22 protein-coding genes are annotated in these 22398 nt (G+C 66.1%); 10 read left to right on the forward strand and 12 right to left on the reverse strand.

All coding sequences use genetic code 11. The features are described from left to right. Nucleotides 1-86 precede the first annotated feature (86 nt). From DMB42_RS33475 to DMB42_RS55330, 6 genes are all read right to left on the reverse strand, one after another. Nucleotides 87-1364: a ribosomal protein L7/L12 gene (locus DMB42_RS33475; protein WP_125640871.1), complete on the reverse strand. Its 1278-nt coding sequence runs from the start codon at nucleotides 1362-1364 to the stop codon at nucleotides 87-89. Between the two features lie 523 nt (nucleotides 1365-1887). Next, nucleotides 1888-2346, reverse strand: coding sequence for a site-specific integrase (locus DMB42_RS54395; protein ID WP_221762470.1), 459 nt, complete (start codon nucleotides 2344-2346; stop codon nucleotides 1888-1890). Nucleotides 2347-2398: 52 nt separating this feature from the next. Next, complete coding sequence (locus DMB42_RS54400; RefSeq protein ID WP_260478116.1) at nucleotides 2399-2995, reverse strand: N-terminal phage integrase SAM-like domain-containing protein; 597 nt, start codon at nucleotides 2993-2995, stop codon at nucleotides 2399-2401. Then, nucleotides 2995-3264, reverse strand: a complete 270-nt coding sequence (locus DMB42_RS55325) for a hypothetical protein (RefSeq protein ID WP_260478098.1) — start codon at nucleotides 3262-3264, stop codon at nucleotides 2995-2997. The genes DMB42_RS54400 and DMB42_RS55325 overlap by 1 nt, the downstream gene beginning before the upstream one ends. Nucleotides 3265-3364: 100 nt before the next feature. Further along, nucleotides 3365-4228, reverse strand: a complete 864-nt coding sequence (locus DMB42_RS33490; protein ID WP_125640874.1) for a hypothetical protein — start codon at nucleotides 4226-4228, stop codon at nucleotides 3365-3367. A gap of 358 nt (nucleotides 4229-4586) precedes the next feature. Beyond that, the gene (locus tag DMB42_RS55330; RefSeq protein WP_260478099.1) at nucleotides 4587-4718 is read right to left on the reverse strand and encodes a hypothetical protein; all 132 of its coding nucleotides are present in this window, start codon (nucleotides 4716-4718) and stop codon (nucleotides 4587-4589) included. Between the two features lie 419 nt (nucleotides 4719-5137). On the opposite strand from DMB42_RS55330, the gene DMB42_RS33495 reads away from it, so the two are divergent. From DMB42_RS33495 to DMB42_RS33505, 3 genes are all read left to right on the forward strand, one after another. Continuing rightward, nucleotides 5138-6568 (forward strand): M20/M25/M40 family metallo-hydrolase, encoded by a 1431-nt coding sequence (locus DMB42_RS33495; RefSeq protein ID WP_125640877.1) that lies wholly within the window; start codon nucleotides 5138-5140, stop codon nucleotides 6566-6568. Nucleotides 6569-7765: 1197 nt separating this feature from the next. Beyond that, a complete protein-coding gene (locus tag DMB42_RS33500) occupies nucleotides 7766-8125 on the forward strand; it encodes a hypothetical protein (RefSeq protein ID WP_125640880.1) in 360 nt (119 codons plus the stop codon). 1258 nt (nucleotides 8126-9383) lie between these two features. Continuing rightward, entirely contained in the window at nucleotides 9384-9821 is a 438-nt protein-coding gene (locus tag DMB42_RS33505) for a hypothetical protein (protein ID WP_125640883.1), read from the forward strand. Nucleotides 9822-10041: 220 nt separating this feature from the next. On the opposite strand, the gene DMB42_RS33510 is transcribed toward DMB42_RS33505, so the two are convergent. The 3 genes from DMB42_RS33510 to DMB42_RS33520 all read right to left on the reverse strand — a co-directional run bounded on the left by DMB42_RS33510 (nucleotide 10042) and on the right by DMB42_RS33520 (nucleotide 12304). After that, entirely contained in the window at nucleotides 10042-11112 is a 1071-nt protein-coding gene (locus DMB42_RS33510) for a hypothetical protein (RefSeq protein ID WP_125640886.1), read from the reverse strand. A 149-nt stretch (nucleotides 11113-11261) separates the two neighbouring features. Next, a complete protein-coding gene (locus tag DMB42_RS33515) occupies nucleotides 11262-11954 on the reverse strand; it encodes a hypothetical protein (protein WP_185844990.1) in 693 nt (230 codons plus the stop codon). Continuing rightward, complete coding sequence (locus tag DMB42_RS33520) at nucleotides 11897-12304, reverse strand: hypothetical protein (RefSeq protein WP_125640892.1); 408 nt, start codon at nucleotides 12302-12304, stop codon at nucleotides 11897-11899. Before DMB42_RS33520 ends, DMB42_RS33515 begins: the two co-directional genes overlap by 58 nt. 673 nt (nucleotides 12305-12977) lie before the next feature. Here DMB42_RS33520 and DMB42_RS33525 point away from each other — a divergent pair. Next, nucleotides 12978-13478 (forward strand): SigE family RNA polymerase sigma factor, encoded by a 501-nt coding sequence (locus DMB42_RS33525; protein WP_125640895.1) that lies wholly within the window; start codon nucleotides 12978-12980, stop codon nucleotides 13476-13478. After that, nucleotides 13475-14287 carry a hypothetical protein gene (locus DMB42_RS33530; protein WP_125640897.1) on the forward strand — a complete coding sequence of 271 codons (813 nt, stop codon included), beginning with the start codon at nucleotides 13475-13477 and terminating at the stop codon, nucleotides 14285-14287. The genes DMB42_RS33525 and DMB42_RS33530 overlap by 4 nt, the downstream gene beginning before the upstream one ends. Nucleotides 14288-14958: 671 nt before the next feature. Here DMB42_RS33530 and DMB42_RS33535 read toward each other — a convergent pair. Next, on the reverse strand, nucleotides 14959-15522 hold the full coding sequence (locus DMB42_RS33535; protein ID WP_125640900.1) for a hypothetical protein: 564 nt from the start codon (nucleotides 15520-15522) through the stop codon (nucleotides 14959-14961). Nucleotides 15523-15648: 126 nt separating this feature from the next. Next, the gene (locus DMB42_RS33540; protein WP_185844991.1) at nucleotides 15649-16461 is read right to left on the reverse strand and encodes a TetR/AcrR family transcriptional regulator; all 813 of its coding nucleotides are present in this window, start codon (nucleotides 16459-16461) and stop codon (nucleotides 15649-15651) included. A gap of 70 nt (nucleotides 16462-16531) precedes the next feature. Between DMB42_RS33540 and DMB42_RS55335 the strand changes: the two genes are divergently transcribed. The 3 genes from DMB42_RS55335 to DMB42_RS33550 all read left to right on the forward strand — a co-directional run bounded on the left by DMB42_RS55335 (nucleotide 16532) and on the right by DMB42_RS33550 (nucleotide 19518). Beyond that, nucleotides 16532-17338 (forward strand): hypothetical protein, encoded by an 807-nt coding sequence (locus tag DMB42_RS55335; RefSeq protein ID WP_260478100.1) that lies wholly within the window; start codon nucleotides 16532-16534, stop codon nucleotides 17336-17338. 983 nt (nucleotides 17339-18321) lie between these two features. After that, a complete protein-coding gene (locus DMB42_RS55340) occupies nucleotides 18322-18816 on the forward strand; it encodes a LuxR family transcriptional regulator (RefSeq protein WP_260478117.1) in 495 nt (164 codons plus the stop codon). Between the two features lie 153 nt (nucleotides 18817-18969). After that, nucleotides 18970-19518: a hypothetical protein gene (locus tag DMB42_RS33550; protein WP_125640909.1), complete on the forward strand. Its 549-nt coding sequence runs from the start codon at nucleotides 18970-18972 to the stop codon at nucleotides 19516-19518. Here the strand turns inward: DMB42_RS33550 and trpS are convergent. After that, nucleotides 19507-20487: a tryptophan--tRNA ligase gene (gene trpS / locus DMB42_RS33555; RefSeq protein WP_125640912.1), complete on the reverse strand. Its 981-nt coding sequence runs from the start codon at nucleotides 20485-20487 to the stop codon at nucleotides 19507-19509. The two genes, DMB42_RS33550 and trpS, sit on opposite strands and share 12 nt — an antisense overlap. 287 nt (nucleotides 20488-20774) lie before the next feature. Between trpS and DMB42_RS33560 the strand changes: the two genes are divergently transcribed. Further along, nucleotides 20775-21644, forward strand: a complete 870-nt coding sequence (locus DMB42_RS33560) for a permease-like cell division protein FtsX (RefSeq protein WP_125640915.1) — start codon at nucleotides 20775-20777, stop codon at nucleotides 21642-21644. A gap of 67 nt (nucleotides 21645-21711) precedes the next feature. Further along, nucleotides 21712-22383, forward strand: a complete 672-nt coding sequence (locus DMB42_RS33565; RefSeq protein ID WP_125640918.1) for a class I SAM-dependent methyltransferase — start codon at nucleotides 21712-21714, stop codon at nucleotides 22381-22383. Nucleotides 22384-22398 lie beyond the last annotated feature (15 nt).

A 22398-nucleotide genomic window follows, 5' to 3' on the forward strand; every position in this document is an offset into this window, starting at 1 on the left:
TTGATTCCACACCGCGCGTCGGCGGCCGCGGCGGCGTCCTTGCTCGAAAGGCGGAGGCCGGCCAGGACGGCGTGAACCTGCTCGCGTCAGGGCCTGCCGTCCCGCAGTGCGTCGCAGTAGTCCTTGGCCTCCTTGAGGCCGAGACCGGTCCGCTCCCGCACGAGCTTGATTGCTTGGATCAGCTGGCCTTTTGCGATCAGTTGCTGGGCAGCGGCGCGTGTCTCGGCGCCGACGACTTGGCCAGGGCCGCCGGGCGAGATCGGAAGTGCGTCGCAGTAGTCCTTGGCCTCCTTGAGGCCGAGACCGGTCCGCTCCCGCACGAGCTTGATTGCTTGGATCAGCTGGCCTTTTGCGATCAGTTGCTGGGCAGCGGCGCGTGTCTCGGCGCCGACGACTTGGCCAGGGCCGCCGGGCGAGACCGGCAGACCCGGTGTGCCGGTGCTGGCCGCTGGCACTGCGTACCCGGCCGCCATGGCGTCGGACACCGGAGTCGTCGGGGTCTGCACTAGGCGTTCGGTAATCATCGTCGCGATCGGCGGCGGGAGCCATTGGGTGGTTGTCTGGGTGGGGGTGGTGAGCTCATCGAGGAGGTCGGCCACGCGGATGCGGTCGCTGGGGTCCTTGGCCAGGCATCGCCTCACCAGGTCCGCCAGGTGGGCGGACAGGCCGGTTAGGTCGGGTTCGTCGTGGACGATGCGGTAGACGATCGCTTCGGCCGGGCCTGTGCCGAACGGGCTGCGGCCGGTGGCGGCGAACACCAGTACAAGTCCGAGGGAGAACACGTCGCTGGGTTGGCCGACCTCGAGGCCGCGCGCCTGTTCCGGGGACATGAACGACGGGGTGCCAACCACGGCGCGGGAGAAGGTGTGGGAGGTGGCGTCTAGTGCGCGGGCGATGCCGAAGTCGATGACGCGGGGCCCGTCGGCGGCGAGGATCACGTTGGAAGGTTTGAGGTCGCGGTGCACCAGGCCGCAGGCGTGGATCGCGCTGAGCCCCTCGGCCAGTCCCGCTCCCAGCACGGTGATCGCCTCCGCGGGCAGCGGGCCGTGCCTCCCAACGGCCTGGTACAGGGACGGGCCGGGGATGTAGGCGGTGACCAGCCATGGCGTGTCGGCGTCGGTGTCGGCGTCGATGACCTGGGCGGTGTAGAACCCGCCGACCCGTCGGGCCGCCTCCACTTCGATCACGAACCGACGCCGAAATCCGGCATCGTTGGCCAGTTCGGGCCGCACCACCTTGACCGCGACAGGGCGGCCGCCACGAGAACGTCCCAGGAACACCTGCCCCATCCCGCCACCCCCCAGCCGCCCCTCCAGCCGATAGTCCCCCACCCGTCGCGGATCACCCTGCCTCAGCGGCTCCATGCGGACACCCCTTTTCCGAAGAACATCGTTGTGCGTTCGGCTGGCCCAGATCCTTCCAGGAAAGGGCGGCAAACGGGGCGTGAGGCGATCAATCCGGGGTGGGGGCGTCACCTCGCTGACAGCGCACCAGCGCAGGCCTCCCACCTCTCGGGCTGCCGCCGGGGCCCTGGAGATCAGGTCGTCCAGTCGCGCGGCGTGCATGGGACTTTGGCGGTTCTTACGGCTCTCCGCCCTGACCACATCGTGATCGTCGGGCCATTAGCGGGCCATTAGGTGCGGCCATCAGCGGTCAGTCACGGTCACTCGCGGATCGCCTTCCACGCAGGTCGAGGCCGTTGTCCCTGATGATCAGGCCGTTTTGCAAGCAGGATGTCAGGAGTTCGAATCTCCTAGGCTCCACTCATACAAAAGCCCAGGTCATTGGCCTGGGTTTTTGATCTTTAGCGGGCCTTGTTCTGGGGTCGTGCCCGTTGCGTGCCCGATGTGTCGAGGGCGCCCCTTGCCAGCTCGTCGAGCTTGCGTGCTACTTCGCGTTGCCGTTCGTCGTGGAGTGCTGGTAGATCAGGGCGGCTCGGGTGCTGGAGTGGCCCATGCGGGCCATCAGCTCCCGGATCAAGGCGCCGGCGCTGGCAGCGAGGGTGTTGCCGGTGTGCCTCAGGTCGTGGAAGTGAATCTTTGGTAGGTCGGCGTCCTGGAGGGCCCTGGTCCAGACGCGGCGCTTGAAGTTGGTGTTGCGGAGCGGGCCGTTGTCGGGGCCGACGAAGATCAGGCCGTCATCTCCGTCCACGGCGAAGTCCTTCACGTGGGCCTTGAGTTCGTCGATGATCAGGTCCGGGATGGCGACGGTTCGCTTGCCCGCTGCTGATTTGTGGTCGGTGAAGGTGAGTCCCTTGCCGGTGATCTGGATGAGCTGCCGTTCGATCTTGACAGTTCCGGTGTCGAGGTCAAGGTCGCGCCGCTGGAGGCCGGTCAGCTCGCCCATCGCAGGCTGGCGAAGGTGCCGAGGAGCACCAGGGCGCGGTAGCGGGGCTCGATCACCTCGACGATCCGGTACACCTGGGCGACCGTGAGCACCGGTCGTTCAGGTGATTTCTCCTGGCCTGCGCCCTTGATCCGGCATGGTTGCGCTTGACGACCTGGTCGTCCACAGCTGTGGACAGGATGGCCTTCAGTAGTTGGTACGCCTTGGCGAGCGTGACCTCGCTGACGCCGTTGTCGAGCAGTTTCTTCCGCCATAGCCGGACATGTGGCTCCTTGATGTCGCTGAGCGGCTTGTCCCCGAAGGTGGGCTTGAGGTGCGTGCGGAACAGGTAGCCGTACAGCTTGATCGTGCGCGGGCGCAGCTTGGGTCGTTCCCTGATCCAGTTGGCCGCGTACTTGCCGAAAGAAATCTTCCCGGCGTCCGGGTTGATCCACTCGTCGTCGAGGATCTGGGCCTCGGTCCTGGTGAGCCAGACTTCCGCGTCGGTCTTGGTGGCGAACGTCTGCGGTGCCGGCCGATCGATCCCGTCCGGATCCTGGTAGCGGGCCTGGAAGCGACCGGAAGTCAGCTTCCGCACGCGCCCGAACCGCCGCTTGGCGGGCTTCCTCTTGCTCGAACGGCGAGGCTTCTCCTCCGGGGCGTCGGCCATCACGCAGCGCTCCTACGCCGCGCGGTGACCGGCTCGACGAGTCCCGCCGAGATGAACGCCTCAAGGGCCGCCTCTGGGATGCGGACGTTGCGCCCGAGGTGGACGAACGCGATGCGTCGCTCCTCGATCAAGCGGCGGCGCGCCGCGCCGCCGTACCCGGCCCTCTGCCGCCCGCCGGCCGGGCATGCGGCCTGGGGGCCGGTCCCGGACGGCGGCGGGACACCGGGCCGGCCGCCGCACACCTGCCGCGCCGTACCGACCGAACGCACCAACCATGGACGCGCCGCCGCCTGCTTCCTTCGGCTACGGCGCTCGGCATACGATCTTCCGCCATGACCGGTGACTTAGCGTATGACGGCTGACTGACGATCATCTCTGCGGAGGCTCGAAGTCGACGAGGTACTCCGCGCTGATCGCACGCAGCTTGCTCCCTGCGGCAAGGGTCTCGTTGAGACTCAGAGTGGTTGAGTCGACCTCAACAAGCTGGCGCCCGACCCTGGCGAACAGCACCATTCTGCCGTTCGCCTCCTTCTTGGACAGCCATCGATCCGCCGCCAGCCGCTCGCAGGACTCAGAGCCCCTTTCCCACGCCGTACACGCCTTGCGTGGATCCCCGCTGCTGCTGATACGGACGAATACGTCGGGCTCACTCTGTCGGTCCTTGGCGTAGTCGAGCGCCAGGACGTCGTCGGCGATGGTCCATACGTTGACCAGTGTGCGTCCCGGGACTACGTCAGGCACCGCCAGGGGAAGGGACTCGTTGTAAGAGGCGATCAAGTCTTTGCGGAGTTGCTGTTTCCGAGCCTCCGTTCGTTGTTGATGGATCGTCGTCGTCGTGATCACGCACGCGCACACGACCACGGCCGCGATGACCTGGGGTATCAGCGACGCCGTACTCGCCAATCCGGCGGCGCTCGCATAACTCGCCATGGCCAGGACGGTGAATCCGAGCAAGGCCAGATGGGGACGGGGGCTCGGCACGGCCAGATCCACCGCGTTCTTCAACACCAACAACAACAAGGGCGCAAGCAACGCGCTGCGGATCGGATGCGCAATCCTCAGCATTCTGGCAAGCAGCCATCCGACGGGAACGACCAGCAATACGCCCACAGCCACCAAGGGCATGACCGTGTACGTCTCTATGTCCTCCTCGTACAACCGCGACACCGGATACCCGAGCCCGAGGCCTACCACCAGCCCAACACCAGCGCCCCGGACAAGATCCTTCCCCATGGGCCCACGATGCCATCAACCGATGTAGGGCACACGCCGAACCACTCAAATAGTGCTTATCGACGGCAGACGGGATGATCAGGCGGGCGAAGGTGTGCGCGTCCGCGTGGGGCTCTCAAGCCGTGCCCGTCGTGTGCCCGATAGGGCGGGAAACCAGGGGGAACAGCGGGAAGTCACGGAGAACGCGATCAGTGCCGTGAGCTGCGTCTTCGCAGGTCCAGCAAGATCGGTATTCGCCTTTGCAAGCAGGATGTCAGGAGTTCGAATCTCCTTGGCTCCACTCCAGGTCAAAGGCCACTACCTGTGATCGGGAAGTGGCCTTTTCGATCTTGTACAGCTGCCAAGTACAGCTACGGCATCAGCTGTTCTCCATGCGCTCGCTCTCCTGCTGGGGGATTGGGAAGCCGTAGCGCTGCGAGATCTCATTGAGTGCCTCGATGCATGCCGAGTGCGTGAACTCGCGGTCCGCCGCCTCGTACCTGATCTTCACGCCTGCGGACGGCCTGTGCGGACACGGACCCCGCCTCAAAGTCATCTCATGCCAATCACATAGGCCCTTGCGCCCCTTTGCGTCTGGGTTGTGATTCTGTGGCTCGAAGGGCTTCGCCCAAATGACGACGTCTGCCATGACGCCGACCTTATGAGCTGTGAGTAACGGCGAAGTTGCGATCCGTTGAGATAGGCGCCATCCCAAGCTGGCTAGGGCCGTCCCAAAGAGGAACGGCCTTGGTGATTGAGCCTGTTGCGCCATACGTTCCAAATGATCGAGTTGTTCGCCAAGGGGGAGGTCCTGTCCGGCCTGCTCCCGGTGGGCGACGGCCGATCATGGCGTACGGGGCCGACAGCTTGTGGCTGGGCCGTCGCGCTCGCCGTGCGTGAGAGGCGCGGCGGTTGCGCCAGTATTACCGCATGGACCATCAGAAACTTCGCGAATCGATCAGTGAGGCCTGGGCGACGGACGTGCTGCCCAGCCTCTCCGGGTTGATCGAGATTCCGGCCGTTTCGTCCGCCTACGACGCCGCCTGGGAGGAGCACGGTCATCTGCTGGCCGCCGTCGAGCACGTGCGGGACTGGGTGGCGTCGCGGGGCCTGCCCGACGCGCGATGCGACGTCGTGCAGCTCGACGGCCGCGCCCCGCTCCTGTTCGTGGACGTGCCCGCGACGCCGGGCGCGGCGGCGACCGGGACCGTCCTGCTGTACGGGCACCTCGACAAGCAGCCGCCGCTGGGTGACTGGTCGGAGGGCCTGGGCCCGTGGCAGGCGGTGATCCGCGACGACCGGCTCTACGGCCGCGGTGCCGCCGACGACGGATACTCGGGCTACGCCGCCACGACCGCGCTGGAGGCCGTACGCGGGGTAGGCGGCGAACACGCCCGGGCGGTCCTGCTGCTGGAGACTGGCGAGGAGTCCGGCAGCCCGGACCTGCCCGCGTACCTGGAGCATCTCGCCGACCGGCTCGGCGAGGTGTCGCTGGTGGTCTGCCTGGACGCGGGCGGCGGAGACTACGAGCGGCTGTGGCTGACCTCCAGCCTGCGCGGCGCGGTGCAGGCGACCGTCACGGTGCGCGTCCTCGAGACGGGCATCCACTCCGGGCTCGGGAGCGGCATCGTGCCGAGCTCGTTCCGTGTCATGCGCCGGCTGCTCGATCGGGTGGAGGACTCGGAGACCGGTGAGGTCAAGGTGGCCGAGATGGTGGTGCCCATCCCGGAGGAACGGCGCGCCGAGGCGGCGGAGCTCGTCGCGCTCCATCCGGAGGTCGCTGTGCCCCGGTTGCCGCTGCTGCCGGAAATGAGGCGAGCCTCCGACGACGACGTCGAGCTCGTCCTCAACAACACCTGGCGGCCGACCCTGTCCGTGACCGGGGCCGGCGGGCTCCCGGACCCCGCGGTGGCGGGCGCCGTGCTGCGGCCCTGGACCTCTTTCCGGTTGAGCTTCCGCCTGCCGCCCTCGGCCGACGCCGAGGCGGCGCGGGCCGCGCTGGAGAAGATCCTCACGACCGATGTGCCGTACGGGGCGCACGTCGAGGTCGGCGACTTCATGGTCCTGAACGGCTGGCACGCGCCGACGCCGGCCCCATGGCTGGCCTCGGCGTTGCGGCAGGTCGGTGACCGCGTGTTCGGGAAGCCGTGCCAGAACATGGGCATCGGCGGCGGGATCCCCTTCATGGAGATGCTCGGCAGGCGGTATCCGCAGGCGCAGTTCGTCGTCACGGGCGCGCTCGGTGCGGACTCGAACGCGCACGTGCCGGACGAATGGCTGCACATCCCGTTCGCCGTACAGGTGACCGAAGCGGTCGCGCACCTCCTCGACGCACACGCACGCGCCGGTGGGCATGCCTGACCCGATCCGTCATGACGCCTGAACGGCGGCATCCAGGCCGACACCCTCGCCCGGCTCGGCGCGCCGAGCCGGGGTCAGCTTCACCAGTCTCCGACGACCTCGACCTCCTCGCGCCAAGGCGGCGTGCCAGGCAGGTCACGCAGCAGCCGCGCCTCCCAGGTCCGTACGGTACCGTCCGGTCCGGCATCCGTTGATCAGAGTCGGTGCGTCCATCGAAGTTCACATCGAAGGGATCAGGGCTCTCGCGAAAGTGGTGCTGGTGGCTGTACCGCAGCGGAGTACAGCAATGCCGCCTTACTTGCCCACACGTCACCGGCCCGTAACTGCCTCTTCAACAGGGCGAGGAGCCCTCTACGTCGTGACTGGCTCCCGTTTGCAGGCAGGATGTCAGGAGTTCGAATCTCCTAGGCTCCACCAGCCAAAGCGTCGCTTACCCGATCGCGAGAAGCGGCGTTCGTGCCATTAACGTGCCATTAGCCCTTGGTGATCTTCGCCTTCTCGGCCTCGACGCGAGCGCTCAGGGCGTCGGCGATTCGCTGGTCAAGGGACGTTCGTCCGGTGGGGCGCTCCACCCTTGACCCGTGGCCCTGGCCCGCTTCCCTTTCGGGTGGGGCGATGGCAGACGGGATGATCTCAGTGTCACGCTTGTAGGGCCCGCTGGCGCGGGTCCAGGATGCCCGGTGACTCAGGGATGACCTGCCGGAACGTGCATGGCTTGTGCCTGACCTGTCCAGGGCGGCCTGGTCCTCGACATTGGCCGGGCCGGACGGCATGACTTGATTGGAGCCTGGCAGTTCCCTCAACTGAGATATGTCCGCCGACCAGTCCGGATGTCGTTCCCCTCGGTGAAGGAGACAACGTCAGGTGGGAGGCGTGTGCGTCCGCAAGGGGATGTGAGCGCCTATGTTGTCGCAGCAAGTGGAGAAACCGCTGTGGCGAGGGCACTCGACCTCGTCGGACGCTGGGCAGAAGTAGATGTCCGGGCAGCCGCAGTCGAAGAAGTGTGGCAGCGAGTGGGGAAGTTGCGGCGTAGTCACATGCTCCAGAATGCCTGATCAGAAGGACGGCAGCAGGGCCAGCCCATACTGATCGTCGAAGTTCAGCAGAGCAGTTACCTCGATATCGACCTGGTGGTCCCTGATCATCGACAATCACGTTGTGCGTCTTCTCTTGAGGTCCGCCTTGGCAGGGGCAGCGGTGGCGTTCTTACTGCTGCTCCTCCTCCAGTGGCCGGCCCGTGATTCGGATTCCGAGCTCAAGCTGGCGATGGCGTTCGCGCTGGCACCGTTCCCGCTCAGCATGGTGGCCGCCCTGCTGGCTCGCCTGCCTGCGTGGCCGATCGTTGGGCTGATGGCGCCCTTCGCCATGCTGGGGGTCGCCTACATCCAGCCGGATTACGACCCCTGGGTGTCCGATGAGAATCTCTCGCTCTCCCTCTTCATAGCGGTCCCTGCAGTTACCGGCTTCATGCTTACGGCCCTGCTCTTTGCTCTGCTCATAGGAAAGACCGCCGGCCCGCCAGCAGTAGACGCAACGAAGGGTGACACCGTCGCCTGACGGTTCTGCCTCAGCGTGGCCCTGTGTAATAAGCGTGCAATGATCACGGAGTCGGCGGTGGTGAAGCATCGTCATGCCGCAGACAGGGGTCGATCTCTCGATCGGAACGGGCACGCGCTGTAAAACCGTCGGCTCAGCCTTTGCAAGTACGAACCTTTGGACCTTGAGTTCGTCGGTGATCAGGCCCGGGATGGCGACGGTTCGCTTGCCTGCCGCTGACTTGGCGTCGGTGAAGGTGAGTCCCTCTGGATGAGCTGCCGTTCTACCTTGACGGTTCCGGCGTCATACGGCGGCGCGTCGCGCCGCTGTGTGCCCCGCATCGATGTCTCCGCAGCCAGCCAACGCGTCACCGTTACCCATGGCTGAACCGTCTGGCGCCACAATCGACTGGTCGAGCTGCCGCACACGCTTCTCTAGCCAGTGAGCCAGTCCAGGTATCCCGGCGATCGGTCACTCAACGACTGGGGCGTCCTTCACATCCTGGCTAGTTCGCTTCCGTGCCAGGTATACGACTCCGGCAACAAGCTTGAGCAGAATGCTCAGCGACAGAAACACCCACATCCCTGTCAGCCAAGCATCCGGCATGGGCCCGCGAAACCCGGAGAGCCCGAACACCACACCAGCCCCGCTCCACCCACAGAAGATGAAGGTGCACGCAGACCCGAGCTGATACCAAAAAGATCGCCGCACATCCATGCCGCCAACCCTCCCGCTGCATCACCCAACTAAACAGTGCCTCCGGCTCCGGGTGATCGGCGCATCGAGTGTCTTGTCCGCAGGTGGCTGAGGTGGAAGCCTGATCGTCCCGCCCGCCATCGGTCCGGGACAAGCTGAGCAGACCTGGGCCACGGGGTCAAGGTCGTTCGTCCATCGGGGCGCTCTAGAGGTCTGGCCACCAGCGCGGCGCCAGGTGGAGATGCGGGGCCAGCCGCTTCTGCGGCTCCGCCGTGGCGAAGTACTGGTCGTCGTAGCCCGCCACCCGGCGGAGGTTCTGCACGAGCCGACTGCCCAACCGGTTACGTCGGGGATGGCGGAAACGGTGTTAACGCTGAGGCCGCAACGGCTCAACCACCGCCCATAGCTCGTCACTGATCTCCCAAGGCCTAGGCTTGGCCACCCACGCTAGTCTCACGCTCACTGAGCCCTTTGCATCCTGAAGTCGCAGCCCATGACAGGTGAACCGATGAGTCCAGTGATCACCTGGGTCCCGGCCAAGCTGGCCACAAGCAGTTAAGCACTCGCCTGCGATGTTGGAGCCATGACCGACCCCCAGCACGTAGACCTGGACCTGCTCGCCGGACTCGCGGCAGAGCTGGATCCACTCATGCACTGCATGCTCGCCAGTGACGACGTGAGACGGGCGGGTGACTTTGTCTATGACGTGACGTACCACTGTTTGGAATCGCCCCATGGGGAGGACCTGTGGCCGGCGGGCAGCATCTACTGCATCTGGATGGACATCGACGACATCCTCGACGGCTGGCCCGTCGACTACGGGCCCGAAAGCGAGGGCCTCGCCCTGCGCGAGTTCAAGCGCGCGGCGCAGGAATGGCTGGACATGCCGCGGACGCAGGCCGGCCTCTGGGATTACGTGCATCGGTGGCGGATGCGGATGGCAGCAGACACCTGGCCGGTATCCGGGGTGTCCACTGGCGGCAGCGGCAAGCCTCGCCGGGCGATCGCGACAATCCCTTGAGGTTTGATCATTAGCGCCTTTTTTCGCCAGTTCACCCATTTGCCATGAGCTGCGCGGCTGCCAGATGAAAAAGGCTCAGTATGGCGAGAGATCAAACAACGCCAGAGACTATTCTGTTAGGCGCTCGTGGCGGATTCAGGAGATATGGATATCGTCAGAGGATGGGTGTGCAGCAGCGCGGCCTTGGGTAGCCTTGTCAATCTTAAGGTGGTATATCATTTTAGGAGTTGATGTAGAAGCCGGCTATCGTGGACTGATAATTCAGATGAGTAGAGATAATGATCTTACCGTCGATCTGTGCGATCGTCCCGAAGGACCATTGGTCGGTCTCCAGTGGAGGTAGGCGGTGCAGTTGCCAGTCGTCGGAAGAAAATGACTTCACCCAGACCGCTGGGTGCTCGACGTTTCGTGCCAAGTCTCCGATCGATCCGGTGACCAGATAATTAGCTCCAACCGTAAAAGCGCTTCCCGGTTCGGCCAAGCTCCCTTTGGGCACTGGAAGAGGGCGCAACTCGGCCCAGGTTCGCCCCTCGTCTTTCGTGAGATAGCAGACGGCTTCTATTTTCTCACTATGAGAATCCTCCTCTTCGGACTCCCCGGGCATGTCGATGATTCCCTGATCTTCCGCTGGCTTGTAGCCCGCCAACAACACCTGGGAGTTGATCGTCGTCATGCCTGAAACCACGACAAGCTCCGGTATCGTCACCAAACGTGGTGGGAGTGCTCCTTGTATCGACAGGAGGCTGATTCGGGTCTTCGCTGTAGGTTTATTCTTGCAGGTTGCCACAGCAGAGGTGCCGAAAGCGTCGCCGAACAGATTCTGTGGCCCGCACTTCGTGAAGGGATTCGGGACTGCTTCCCAACGCGTCGATCCAACTCGTGAGAGCCAGATGTCGTCATTCATGGCCAGGACACCTTCCTCTGCTGAGGCTACATAAGGCGCCATGAGATAGTGCCTGCTTGGGACAGGCGGAAACTCTGTCCAGTTGACTCCGTCGCTCGACTGAAGCGCAAATGCGTGATCCAATCCGCTGTCTCGTGCAGCGAGGCCGAGCAGCAAAAAACCGCTCCCCCGGTGAATGAGCGTTGCTTTGAGTTGGGATATTGGGGCCTTCCGTGTAACGTGAAGATTGCCGATGCGCCAGTCGAATCCGTTCTTGGAGTACCAGGATCTGAGAGTGACCACGTCCGAGGATTGCGTGTCTCCGACGGCAATGAGCATATCTCCTGATTGCTCGATTGAGTCCGGAAAGAACGCACCTCCTTCGACATTCATTTTCTCAGTCGGCACGTATCTCCAGCTGTCTCGTACGGGAGCGTCTCCGTAAGGGGAGGACGCGCACCCTGCGACGAGTGGCCCGCATAAAGCAATGGTTGCGAGCAGATGCCTCAGAAAGCAAACCATGCTTTTTGCGGGAAAACCAAAGTGTTCATCCATGTTTACCTGCCGCAGTTCCTGCCAGTGGTCTTGCCAGTAGCTTCTACAGTCCGCCCGACGCCTGACTTCGCCGGGACGATGTCGTAGATCGGGACTCCGGCGATGCCGCCTGCAGCAAGCAAAGGCTTCTTCTCGGAGCCGATGGTTTGCTCCTTCCGTACTCCATCCACCGAATATTCAACCTTAAGCATCCATCGATATAGCCCCGAGCACGCCTCCACGACAAGGGGAACGGTGATCGGCTTCTCCGTGCTGACTGGGAAATCCCGAATCTTGGGTCCGCTTGCTGCCGAACTGTCAAACTTATTCTTGCCCTTGACGATCAGCAACTTCGAATGCTTGAGGTTGAGGAGGAGGTAAGGGGAATCATCACCGCCGCCGCATCCCTTGGTCTTTTGCAAGACCCATGCGACACGCGGCCTGTCCTCGATCCCCAAAATAATCGGAGATATGCTGTGGACGACGACATTGCGGTTCTTTTTCGCAGAAAAACTCAGGACGATACCACCCGCGTCCCATGCCATCCCGCCGGCGCTTGCCACTGTCACCCTCGGATCTTCGCGGAAGGTGAATGAATAGCTTCCAAGGGAGCGCCCACCCGCTTGCATAGCCACCGCCGTACGGACGTCGCAGTCACTCATGATCGGCCATTGGTACTCAATGTCGAGAGCACTGCTGTCAAGAAGGTCGTCCACATAGACGCCGATTCTGGGAAGTACCGGTTGATGATGGGGCCGAGCACGTTCGTTGCGGCGAAACTTGCAACTCCAATGGCGACAACTCCGAGGGTCAGCCCGGAACTGTTAACGGCTCCCACTGCGGACTGTGCCGCCTCGGCGCTGCCGGATGAGGCAGCATCTGTATCAGTTCGACCGATACGGTTTTTCCTGAAGTTCTTGACCAGCAGGAAAAGTGTCATTGCGGCAAGCAGGGCCGCGGCTACAGACAGCACAGCCCTGACAGTGGTCGACAGGTTCAGTGTCTGCACCACCGCGATACCGGACGCGAGCAGAATGACTGCAATGAGCAGAGCGCGCAATGACATCGATTGTCTCTATCGTGGTCCATCGCCGGCTGAGACGGAGCACTATAGCGTGTCGATCATTTCTTTTGCAATTGCGTAACAGGCGATTTATTCTGGGCTCTAAGGATTATATCCGTCACGAACGTGAATATCGGACTCTGTCGGACGTGTGCTGTAGTCAGAAACAAGGCTGGATCGGCGCTCTGGCCAGGCGTGCTTCCCGGGAGCGACGAGCTTGCTGCATCGCTTGGGCAACAACCTAGAAGGCGAGGCCCGCTCTACACCGTGCCGAACCTCGACAGCTTCGTCCGCCCAGCGAAGCTGAATCCGCGAAGAGCTGAACCCCGACCCGCCATTGTTGAACAGACTCGTTTCGTCGGTTGTCGGCGTACTTCTTGATGTGCGCAGGCGAGTACGAGCATGTGCGCAGCGCCGCCAGGGCCTTATTTTGCCGTCTCTCCCGGAGCCGTAGGCTCTCGGCGGTGAAGCTGAAGACGACGATCGGAAATTAGGCGGCGGACCTGCCGGTGTCGTCAAAGTTCGTGGAGCCAGAACGGTCCAGGTGATGGGACGACGGCATCGTCGCTGCGCAGGAACCCGTCGGGCCTGGCTGGACTTCAGTACGAACACCTGTCATCCGTACGTGCCTCCCAGGTTGTAGTCATCGCCGGAGACGACGAGACGGAGATGACTGATGAACGACGGGTTCGCCAAGTACGTGGCGCATCGCCATCTACGGCTGTGCCGGATGGCGTACCTCCTAACCCGGGACTGGGGCGCGGCCGAGGACCTGGTGCAGACAGCGCTGGCCAAGGCCTGGGTGGCCTGGCGACGGATCGAAGGCAACCCCGATCCGTACGTCTACCGCATCATCGTCAACACCCACGCCACCTGGTGGCGCCGGTTGTGGCGCGGTGAGGTCCCGGTCGAAACCCTGCCCGAGACGGCCGTCCCGCAGGATCACGCCGCCGCCGTGGAGGACCAGGCGGCGCTGTGGAAAGCCATCGCCACCCTGTCGCCACGCCAGCGGGCGGTGATCGTCCTGCACTACTTCGAGGGACGGACGCTCACCCAGATCGCCGACATCCTCGGCTGCTCGCTGGGCGCGGTCAAGAGCCAGCTCGGCAGGGCCCTGACCCGTCTGCGCGTCGATCCGGACATCCGCACCATGAACCTGGAGGAGCTCCAGCGATGAGGCACACGGAGAGCAACCTGCGCACGCTCTTGGACACGTACGCCCACGACGCGACCGGTAGGGAACCGGTCCCCCACCTCGACGCGATCCTCCGTCGAGGCCGCCGGATACGGCGGGCCCGACGTTCGCTGAACGTCGGGGTGCTGGCCGTCGCCACCGCCGCTGCCGTCATGCTGACGGGCCCCGACCGGACCGATCAGGCCGCGGTGGCCCAGCCGCCCAGTTCGGCGCGGATCGAGACGCCGCCGGAACTGCCCGAGAAGTTTCTCGTGGTGCGGGGTGCCGAGAGGTTCACGCTTCCCCTCATCCACTCCCAGCGCTTCGGTACGACAGGCGGCCGCCGGACCGTGACGTTCACACCGACAAGCGTCTCCACCGGTTACAAGGTGGTTTGCGCTGATCCCCGAGCCTGGGTCGTCGTCCGGATCTCGCTCAAGGGCGGTGAATCGGGCGGTACGTCCGGGCGGTGCGGAGCCGGCATGGGAGGCCACCAGGACCGGTTGTCGGCGCCCGCCAAATGGCTCAAGGGCCGGCAGACGATCCAGGTATGGGTCTTCCCCCCGGACGCCCCCGTCGCCAAGGTCGCCGAAGAACTCGGCCGCTGCCGGGCGTTCACGAAGACGACGGATACGTGTGACGAGCAGGCGGCCAGGGCCTCGCTTCCCCGCCCGGACGTGCTCGAACGTCTCTCGGCGGAGGTCGGCGAGCAGCCGGGCGGGTGGTCGGTCGGCGTCTACGATCGCCCAGCCGCCGACCCCACCGCGACCTCCGACCCAACCGCCGTCGAACGCGGTCGCCCCACTTCCTGACCCCAGAGGCACGACGATGGGAGGGCGGCTCGCCCGCCGGGTGCACAGGAAGAACGTCCCACCATGAGCGGAGAGCCGAAGCGAGACATAGGCGCCGAGCACGACCGGAGACCCGCCCCCGTCCGGGCCGCCGAATTGATCTCGCAGGGATCGAACGGGGCGCGGCGCGTCGCCGTACTTCCGGCCCTCCGCCCGCCTGCCGTCCGGGCGTGCGGCCTGGGGGCCGGGTCTCCGCCGGTGACGGGACACCGGGCGCCACGATGAGCGCTTGGGATTGCCGGCCGGCACGTTCCTCGGGTACGGCGCGCAAGTTCGAGGATGTTCCTGTCGAACCTCGTCTTGCTTCATCGCCTTCCCGATAGCCCAATCGGGAACGGAGTGGAGCAGCTTGAGCGAACGCCTGCGTACCTTCCGGATCGTGGATCAGCGTGGGATGCTCTCGCCATGACCGCGGCAGGGAGGAGATGAACGGTGCTCCATACAACCCCACCCACCGAGGCGGACAAGATTGACACTGTTCGTCTGTGTGGCACCCTTATTCTGCTGCTGGGCCTGGCTCTTTGCGGGGGAGCTCTGTTTATCGCAGAGGGTGAGCCTCCGTGGCAGGTTCTCGGAGTGTTCATGCTCGTGGTTCTGGTCGGGTTGACTCTTCGAATTGAAGCGGCCATTCGTCACCGCTGACCACTCCACGCCCTCACATCTTGGGGCGGGGCTGAGGATTGGCAATTCACTTCTTGTGAGGCGGTTTCAGCACAGGATCCCGCCGTCCTCGGGGACACCACTGTAGGAGGCGGAGATGTTGATGCCGTATCCCTCGACGCCGTCGACGCGGTGCGCTTCGACCAGGAGGAAGGCTGTGGCCTCCTCGATCTTTTGGTGTAGCAGGTGTTCGTCGAGGGCTCTTCGGTGATGACCGGCCGCCATCCGTCCGTCTTGGCCGCGGTCTCGTAGAAGGTGGTGTACTCCTCCTTGGGGCCGGGGAACTCGTAGAACCTGCCTGCGTAGGGGAACGGGTCGTCTTGGAAGCACCCGCTGTAGCCGTCGCGGGCCACGGCCTTTTGCGGATAGGCGGTGAGAATCCTCTGCGCTGCCAGCAGCGGGATCAGGTCCTCTTCTTCGGAAGTGCCTTCTGGGCCGGAGAATGTTCTCAGGGTCATGTACCCGAGCCCGCCCAGCAGGAGAGCTGTCACCGCCAGGCCGACGATGACCTTTACGAACCCTGAACGGATTTCCACGGCCGGAGCGTATCGGAAGTGATCAAGAACGGAAGGAAGCCGAGACAGGCGGCTGGGCCGACGCGGGGTGATGGGGCTTTCCGCGTCGGCGACCTTCCGTGTGATGGGCCGGCTGTTGGGACGTCCTCACTGCTGAACGTGCGCCTCGATGCCGTCGAGGATTCTTGCGAGGCCGAATTCGAAGCCGTCGAGCGGGGTTTCGTCGGAAAGGAACATCGGGTCCTCCATGGCGTCCGCGACGGCGTTCAGGTTGCGGGAACGGAGTTGGCTGTCCAGGAACACGCGGACCGCGCGTACCGCTCGTTGCTGATCAGGGTTCGCGCGGCGCAACGCGGCGGGTGTCGGAGTGTTGCGCCGCAGGTTGGCGCCGTAGCGGGCGTGGCTGTCCAGGAGGTACGCGCAGTTCAGCATCTGCTGCGCCTCCATGCCGGTCGACCCGAGTGCGGTGATCAGAGCATCCAGCCAGGCCGCGTTGTGCGGAGTCAGGGAGACGGTCGTCGGTACGTCCAGCAGCCATGGACGGGAGAGGAAACGTTCGAACAGCTGGCGTGACCACAGCGCGGCCGCCTCTCGCCAATCGTCGTCGGGCAGCGCGGGCGGGTCGCCCCAGGCGCGGTCGGCCAGGAGCACGATGAGTTCGTCCTTGGAGCTGACGTAGCGGTACAGCGCGTTGGTGGTCACGCCGATTCGGGCCGCCACCTTCGGCAGCGAGGCGGCGGCGATGCCTTCCTCGTCGGCCAGTTCCGTCGCGACCGCGATGATCTTCTCGACGCTGTGCGCCGGCTTCGGACCGCGCCGCCCCCCGGTGTCGACGACGCCCCAGGCCGCGGCCAGGCCCGGCGGCAGCGCTTCGAGGTCGGCGTCATCGATGTGCGCGCGATCGGACGCGATCTCGCGATCTCGCGTGAGGTCGCGTCCGGAGCTCTTGCGTGGGGTCATGGCCGGCATCCTCTCGAAGATCTCCCTTAAATAGTAGACGCCTTGCACAGTTGTTGATACTGTGCATGCCATGAACACTTCATTACCGACACAGATTCACCTCCCGGCCGTGGCCCGCCGCTGGATCGGCTGGGCCGCGATCCTCGGCGCCGTCTTCGCGATGGCCGAACTTCCCCTCTACTTCGTGGTCCCTGCGTGTGACCCCCCGGCCTGCGGTGTCGAGACCGGCGCCCTCATGCCGGACTGGCTGATCCTCACCCGTACGCTCTTCAACTTCTTCGCGCTCACGCTGTTCCTGGTCTTCATGGCCGGGGTCCGGTCTCTGATCACGCGGGCCGACGCCCGGTACGAGTGGTTCGGCGCGGTCGCCGGTACCGCCGGCGTGGCATGGACGATCGTCGACATGGTCGCCAAGGGGTTCGAAGGCAGCAGTGCCATCAAGGCCACCGAGTTGATCGACCCGACCCGCACCGTACCCACCTACCTGCTCTACGGTTCCATCAGCCACCTGATGCTGGTGGTCTTCGGTGTCGCCTTCGGGTACGCGGTGCTGCGCACCCGCGCGCTTCCCCGGTGGGTCGGCGGGTCGTCGTTCGCCATCGCCGCACTGCACCTGGCCGGAGTGCCGTCGATGTTCTTCGGCTTCAACTCGTCGGAGTTCTACGCCTCCAACGGCTGGGGCGCGGTCGCGATGTTCAACGGCATCGCCGCGATGTGGCTGGCGGCCGTCGGCGTCGCGACGCTGAAGAAGAGGAATTCGCCGGCGTCCGGCTACATCGGCTCCTCGCGGGGGCGGGCCGATGGGCCGCCGCCCGCGCCCACTCCCGCAGCGGGTACGCCGCCGCCGCGGCGGCCTACGAGCGCGCCGCCGCGCTGAGTCCAGAGGTCGCGGACCGGGCGCGCAGGCTCACGCTGGCCGCCGAGGCCACCGAGTTCAGCGGCTGCTTCGACCGGGCCAGGGACCTGGCCGAGGGCGCCGGCAATCCCGACACGGAGCTGACCTCCCGATTGATCTGGGTACGCGCCTGCTCCGACTACGGCGAGGGACTTCTCACCGGAGCGCACGCGATGTTGTCGGCGGGCGTCGACCATCTGCGGGCCGTCGACCCGCGCTCGGCCGCCTGGCTTCTGCTCGACGCCGCGTCCATGATCTGGTTCGACGGGGATCGCGACATGGCCTGGCGCACCGCCGAACAGCTCGACGCGCTCCAGGTGCCGCCCGGCGACGAGGTCGTCCCGGTTCACCAGCTGTCGCGCTGGTTCATCGCCATGGCGCTCGGGCGGCCGGCTGACGGGCTTCCGCCCCTGGCCGAGGTGGTGGAGTCGGCCCGTGCGCTGGCGAAGGCCGACCGTCGCGGGCTGCTGCTGACCGGCGGGCTGGGCCTGGCCGAGTACGACGCCCGTACCCACATGCTGGCCTCCGCGGCGACCGCCACGATCCGGGCCGAGGGCATGGTCGGCCTGTTGCCGCAGGCGCTGACGTTCCTCTCCCGGGTCGAGTACGCGCGCGGCCGCCACGCCGAGGCACGCGGCCTGGCCAGCGAGGCCGTGGCCATCGCCGGTGACACCAGCCAGCCCGCGTGGGCGCGCCAGGCCGCCGGGCTGCTGGACCAGTACGCGGCGGTCCGGGGCGAGGCGCTCGACCCGGCCACGGCGCACCCGGGCGCGCTCGCCCTGCTGGACCTCGGCCAAGGACGCTCCGAGCAGGCCCTGCTCAGCCTGGAGGCGCTCGTCTACGGCCGGTCCCGCAACCGGATCGAGGCCATGCATCACGTCCCCGACCTGGTCGAGGCCGCGCTGCGCAGCGGCAGGATCGCCCGTGCGGCGGAGCCGTTCGCCCGGCTGGAGGCTTGGGCGGCGATGCTGGATCAGCGCTGGGCCGACGCCCTGGTCGCCCGATGCCGCGCCCTGCTGGAGGGCTCCGACGACCCCGGCGCGCACTTCCGCGCCGCGCTGGCCGCCCACGAACGTCCCTTCGACCGCGCGCGTACCGAACTCCTGTACGGGGAGTGGCTGCGCAGGGCCCGCCACACCGGCGAGGCCCAGGAGCAGTTGCGGGCCGCGCTGGAGGTCTTCGAACGCCTCGGCGCCGAGCCGTGGGCCGAGCGGGCGCGTACTGAACTGGGCGCCACGGGCTGGAGCGCGCCGCGCCGCACCGGCGCCGACCGATTCGTGCGGCTCACCCCGCAGGAACGGCAGATCGTGCAGCTCGCCGCCACGGGGTTGTCGAACCGGGACATCGCCGCGCACCTGTTCCTGAGCCCGCGCACCGTGGGCCAGCACCTGTACAAGGCGTTCCCCAAGCTCGGCGTCACCGCCCGCGGCCAGCTGGCCGACCTCACGCTCGACGAATAGCCCAGACGAACAGCCCGGACGAACAGCCCGGACGAACAGCCCAGACGAACAGCCCGGACGAACAGCCCGGACGAACAGCCCAGACGAACGGAACCACCCCCGCGATCGCAGGTGCGTGCCGGACGGCGATCCAGGATCATGCTGTACGTGGCGATGCTCCGGTTACTGGCGATCGGCCTTCTCAGCGGCGTGGTGATGCCGCTCATGTGGCTGCGACGCGGCGAGGATCTCGAGCAGGCGCGGCTCAGTGCCCTGATCCTGCTGGAGGTGGGCCAGTTCATCGCCGTCCCTGTCGGGCTGGTGGCCGGCCTGGTGCTCGCCGCCCTGGGCTTGTGGTCCCGTCCTCCCGGCTTCGTGCTGGGGGCGGTCACGAGCGTGTTCGGTGTGATCGTCGCCGCGCTGGCATGGGCCACGATGGGCTGGATCGACGGAGATCCTCCCGGTATCGGGGATCCGGACGGCGAGAGCCTCGTGGCGCTCCTGGCCTTCGCCTCTGGTGTGGTCACGGTCGTCGTCGGTCTCGCCATCGCCCTGGTTCGATGGTCCGGCTACGACCCGCGGGCCGCCCCCGTACGTCGAAGGGTGCGCGGCAGGGCGAGGAGGTCCCGGGTGGAAGGCGTCACGGGATCCGCGGGTGGGGACCGCCTCTGGGCGGGTTCAGAGGCGGTCGGGCGGTTCGGGGTGTCGCAGTCAGACGGGTAGCAGGCCGATGGCCTCCTTGGCCCGGCGGATCTTGGCGGTGGCCAGGTCGCGGGCTCGTTCGGCGCCGGCGCGCAGGGCCTTCTGGACGTGGCCGGGGTCTTCCGACAGGCGCAGGTAGCGGTCGCGGACGGGCGTCAGGGTGGTCACGACCGCGTCGGCCACGGCCTCCTTGAGCTCGCCGTAGCGGTTGAACCGGGTGGCCAGTTCCTTCGGGTCGCCGTGGGTGCAGGCGGCCAGGATGGCCAGAAGGTTGGAGACGCCGGGTTTGCGGTCCGGTTCGTACGCCACCGTGTTGTCCGCGTCGGTGACCGCGCGCATGACCTTGCGGCGGAGTACGTCCGGGGCGTCGAGCAGGCGCAGGGCGCCGCCGGGTGAGGCGGCCGACTTGCTCATCTTGTCGGTGGGGGAGGTCAGGTCCATGAGCCGGGCGGCCACCGGCGGGTTGACCGTCGTGGGCACGGTGAAAACGGGTGCATATCGGGTGTTGAACCGCTGGGCGACGGTTCTGGCGAGCTCCACGTGCTGGCGCTGGTCCTCGCCGACCGGGACCTCGTCGGTGTCGTACAGGAGGATGTCGGCGGCCATGAGGATCGGGTAGGTCAGCAGGGACATGCGTACCTGCTGCTGGCGGCTGGACTTCTCCTTGAACTGGATCATCCGCTGGGCCTCGCCGTAGCCGGTGGTGCATTCCAGCAGGTAGTGCAGTTCGGTGTGCTCGGGCACGTGCGACTGGACGAGGAACAGACAGGACTCGGGGTCCGTACCGGCCGCGAGCAGCAGGGTGGCGAACTCCAGGGTCCGCTGCCGGACGAGGGCCGGGTCGTGGTCCAGGGTGAGCGCGTGCAGGTCGGAGATGAAGACGACGGTGTCCGTGGTGGACTGCTGGGCGATGATCGGGGCTATGGCGCCGAAGTAGTTGCCGAGGTGCAGGTCGCCGGACGGGGTGAAGCCCGTGAGTCGTCGTGGCATCGGTGGAGCTCCCTCAGGTCGGGAGCCGCCTCACGTCCTGGGTCGGCCGAGGCACCGTGACACCGACGGGCCGCCCGGGACTGGGCGGCCGCTTGGTTCAGGTCTGCGCGGATGAGCAGTGCCGCCCTGTCAGGGGCGCCACCAGCCGAGAAATGAGTGGATCATCCGCATAACGCTTACGGTACCACCAGCTTCGGAGAGCTCACGTCCTCGGGGTTGATGCGATCATGCAATTCCGGGAAGCGGTGTCGCGTTCCCGGAAGCCTGATCGCAGAATGAGGAGTTCGGTGAAGCGCTGGTTATGGCGGGTGGCGGTCGCGGCCGTCGTGGCATTCTCCGGAATGGCGGCGCAGGTCGTGCCGGCCGGGGCGGAACCTGTTCCCGGGAACGACCGGGAAATCGCGGTCTTCCTGTGTACGCCGTCCGCCGCCGATTGTGGCAAGCGGTACGCGACCGCGAAACAGCGGCGGGACGTCGAGACGTTTCTCAGGGCGATGCCCGGGGTCACCGAGGTGCGGTTCGTGAGCCGGGAAGCGTCGTACCAGGCATTGCGGCGGGAGTTCGCCGGCAAGGAGAAGGTGCGGGCCAAGGACCTGCCGGAGTCGTTCCGGGTACGGGTGACGGAGGCGGCCGATCGTCGGCGCATCGCGACGTCGGCGCGTTCGCGGCCGGGGGTGGCGCTGGTCGTCGACCAGGCGAAGCAGCACGTCGAGGCGGCGTCTCCGTTCCAGCTGGTGGAGGTCTCGGTGCTTCTCTGCATGCGGGATGCGGCCGATCCTGGATGCCGGCATGGGCGGGGCAAGGCGAACAAGGCGGCCGCCACCGCAAAGGAGAAGAAGGCGATCGTGGCCTTCGTCGAGCGCATTCCGGGGCTCGAATCGTACGAGTTCGAGGACCAGAAGACGGCCTACCGGAACTTCGCCGAGATGTACGCGGCAAATCCGGCGCTGGTCGAGGCCGTCAGAGAGTCGGACATGCCGGAGTCCTATCGGCTGCGGATGCGGCCCGGCGTACGGTGGGGTTCTTCGCGTACCCGGCTGGCGGGTATGCCGGGGGTCAGTCAGGTGTTCGACTACGGATGCAGGCAGAAAGGCCTGAGGCTCCTGACGGAATACGGGCTCCGAGGAATCGAGACCGCGACCAAGGGGTGTGAATAGCCGCGGCGGTCGCCGTTCGAGCGTTTTGTTCAAGACCGGGAAGTGGCGCGCGGCCGAGACTGCGCTCATGTCTCAGCAGACCTTCACCCCAGCCCTCGGCCGCCTCGGTCTCACCCGCCTGTACGACTCCGTGGTCGCCCTGACGCGCGAGCGGCTGTGGCGCAGCCTGGTGGCCATGCACGTCGCGCCGCGGCCCGACGACACGATCGTGGACGTCGGCTGCGGCACCGGCTCGCAGGCGATGTTGCTCCACCGGCTCGAACCACGGGCGCGGATCATCGGCGTCGACCCCGACCCGGAGACACTGGCCCTGGCCCGACGCAAGAGCGGAACGGGCGGAACGGGCGGGACAGGGGGAACGGCACCCCAATGGCGGCGTGGCATGGGGGACGAGCTGGCCGGACTGCTGGGGGCGGGCTCGGCCGACACGGTGGTGTCGAGCCTGGTGCTCCACCAGTGTCCGCTCCCGGTGAAACGCGCGATCCTCGCCTCGACGCACGACGTGCTGCGGCCCGGCGGCAGGCTGGTGATCGCCGACTACGGCCTCCAGCGGACCGCGGCGATGCGGCTGGCGTTCCGTACCGTGCAACTGGCCGACGGGGTGCGGGACACCCAGCCCAACGCCGACGGCGTCCTGCCCGAGCTGATCACCGAGGCGGGGTTCGGCGACGTACGCGAGGCGGAGGTCGTGGGGACGGTGACCGGCTCGATCTCCATCTACGTCGCCACCCGCAGCTGACGCTCTACGTCGCCG

The organism is Nonomuraea sp. WAC 01424 (assembly GCF_003947315.1).
In the GTDB taxonomy this organism is placed as follows: Bacteria; Actinomycetota; Actinomycetes; order Streptosporangiales; family Streptosporangiaceae; genus Nonomuraea; species Nonomuraea spiralis.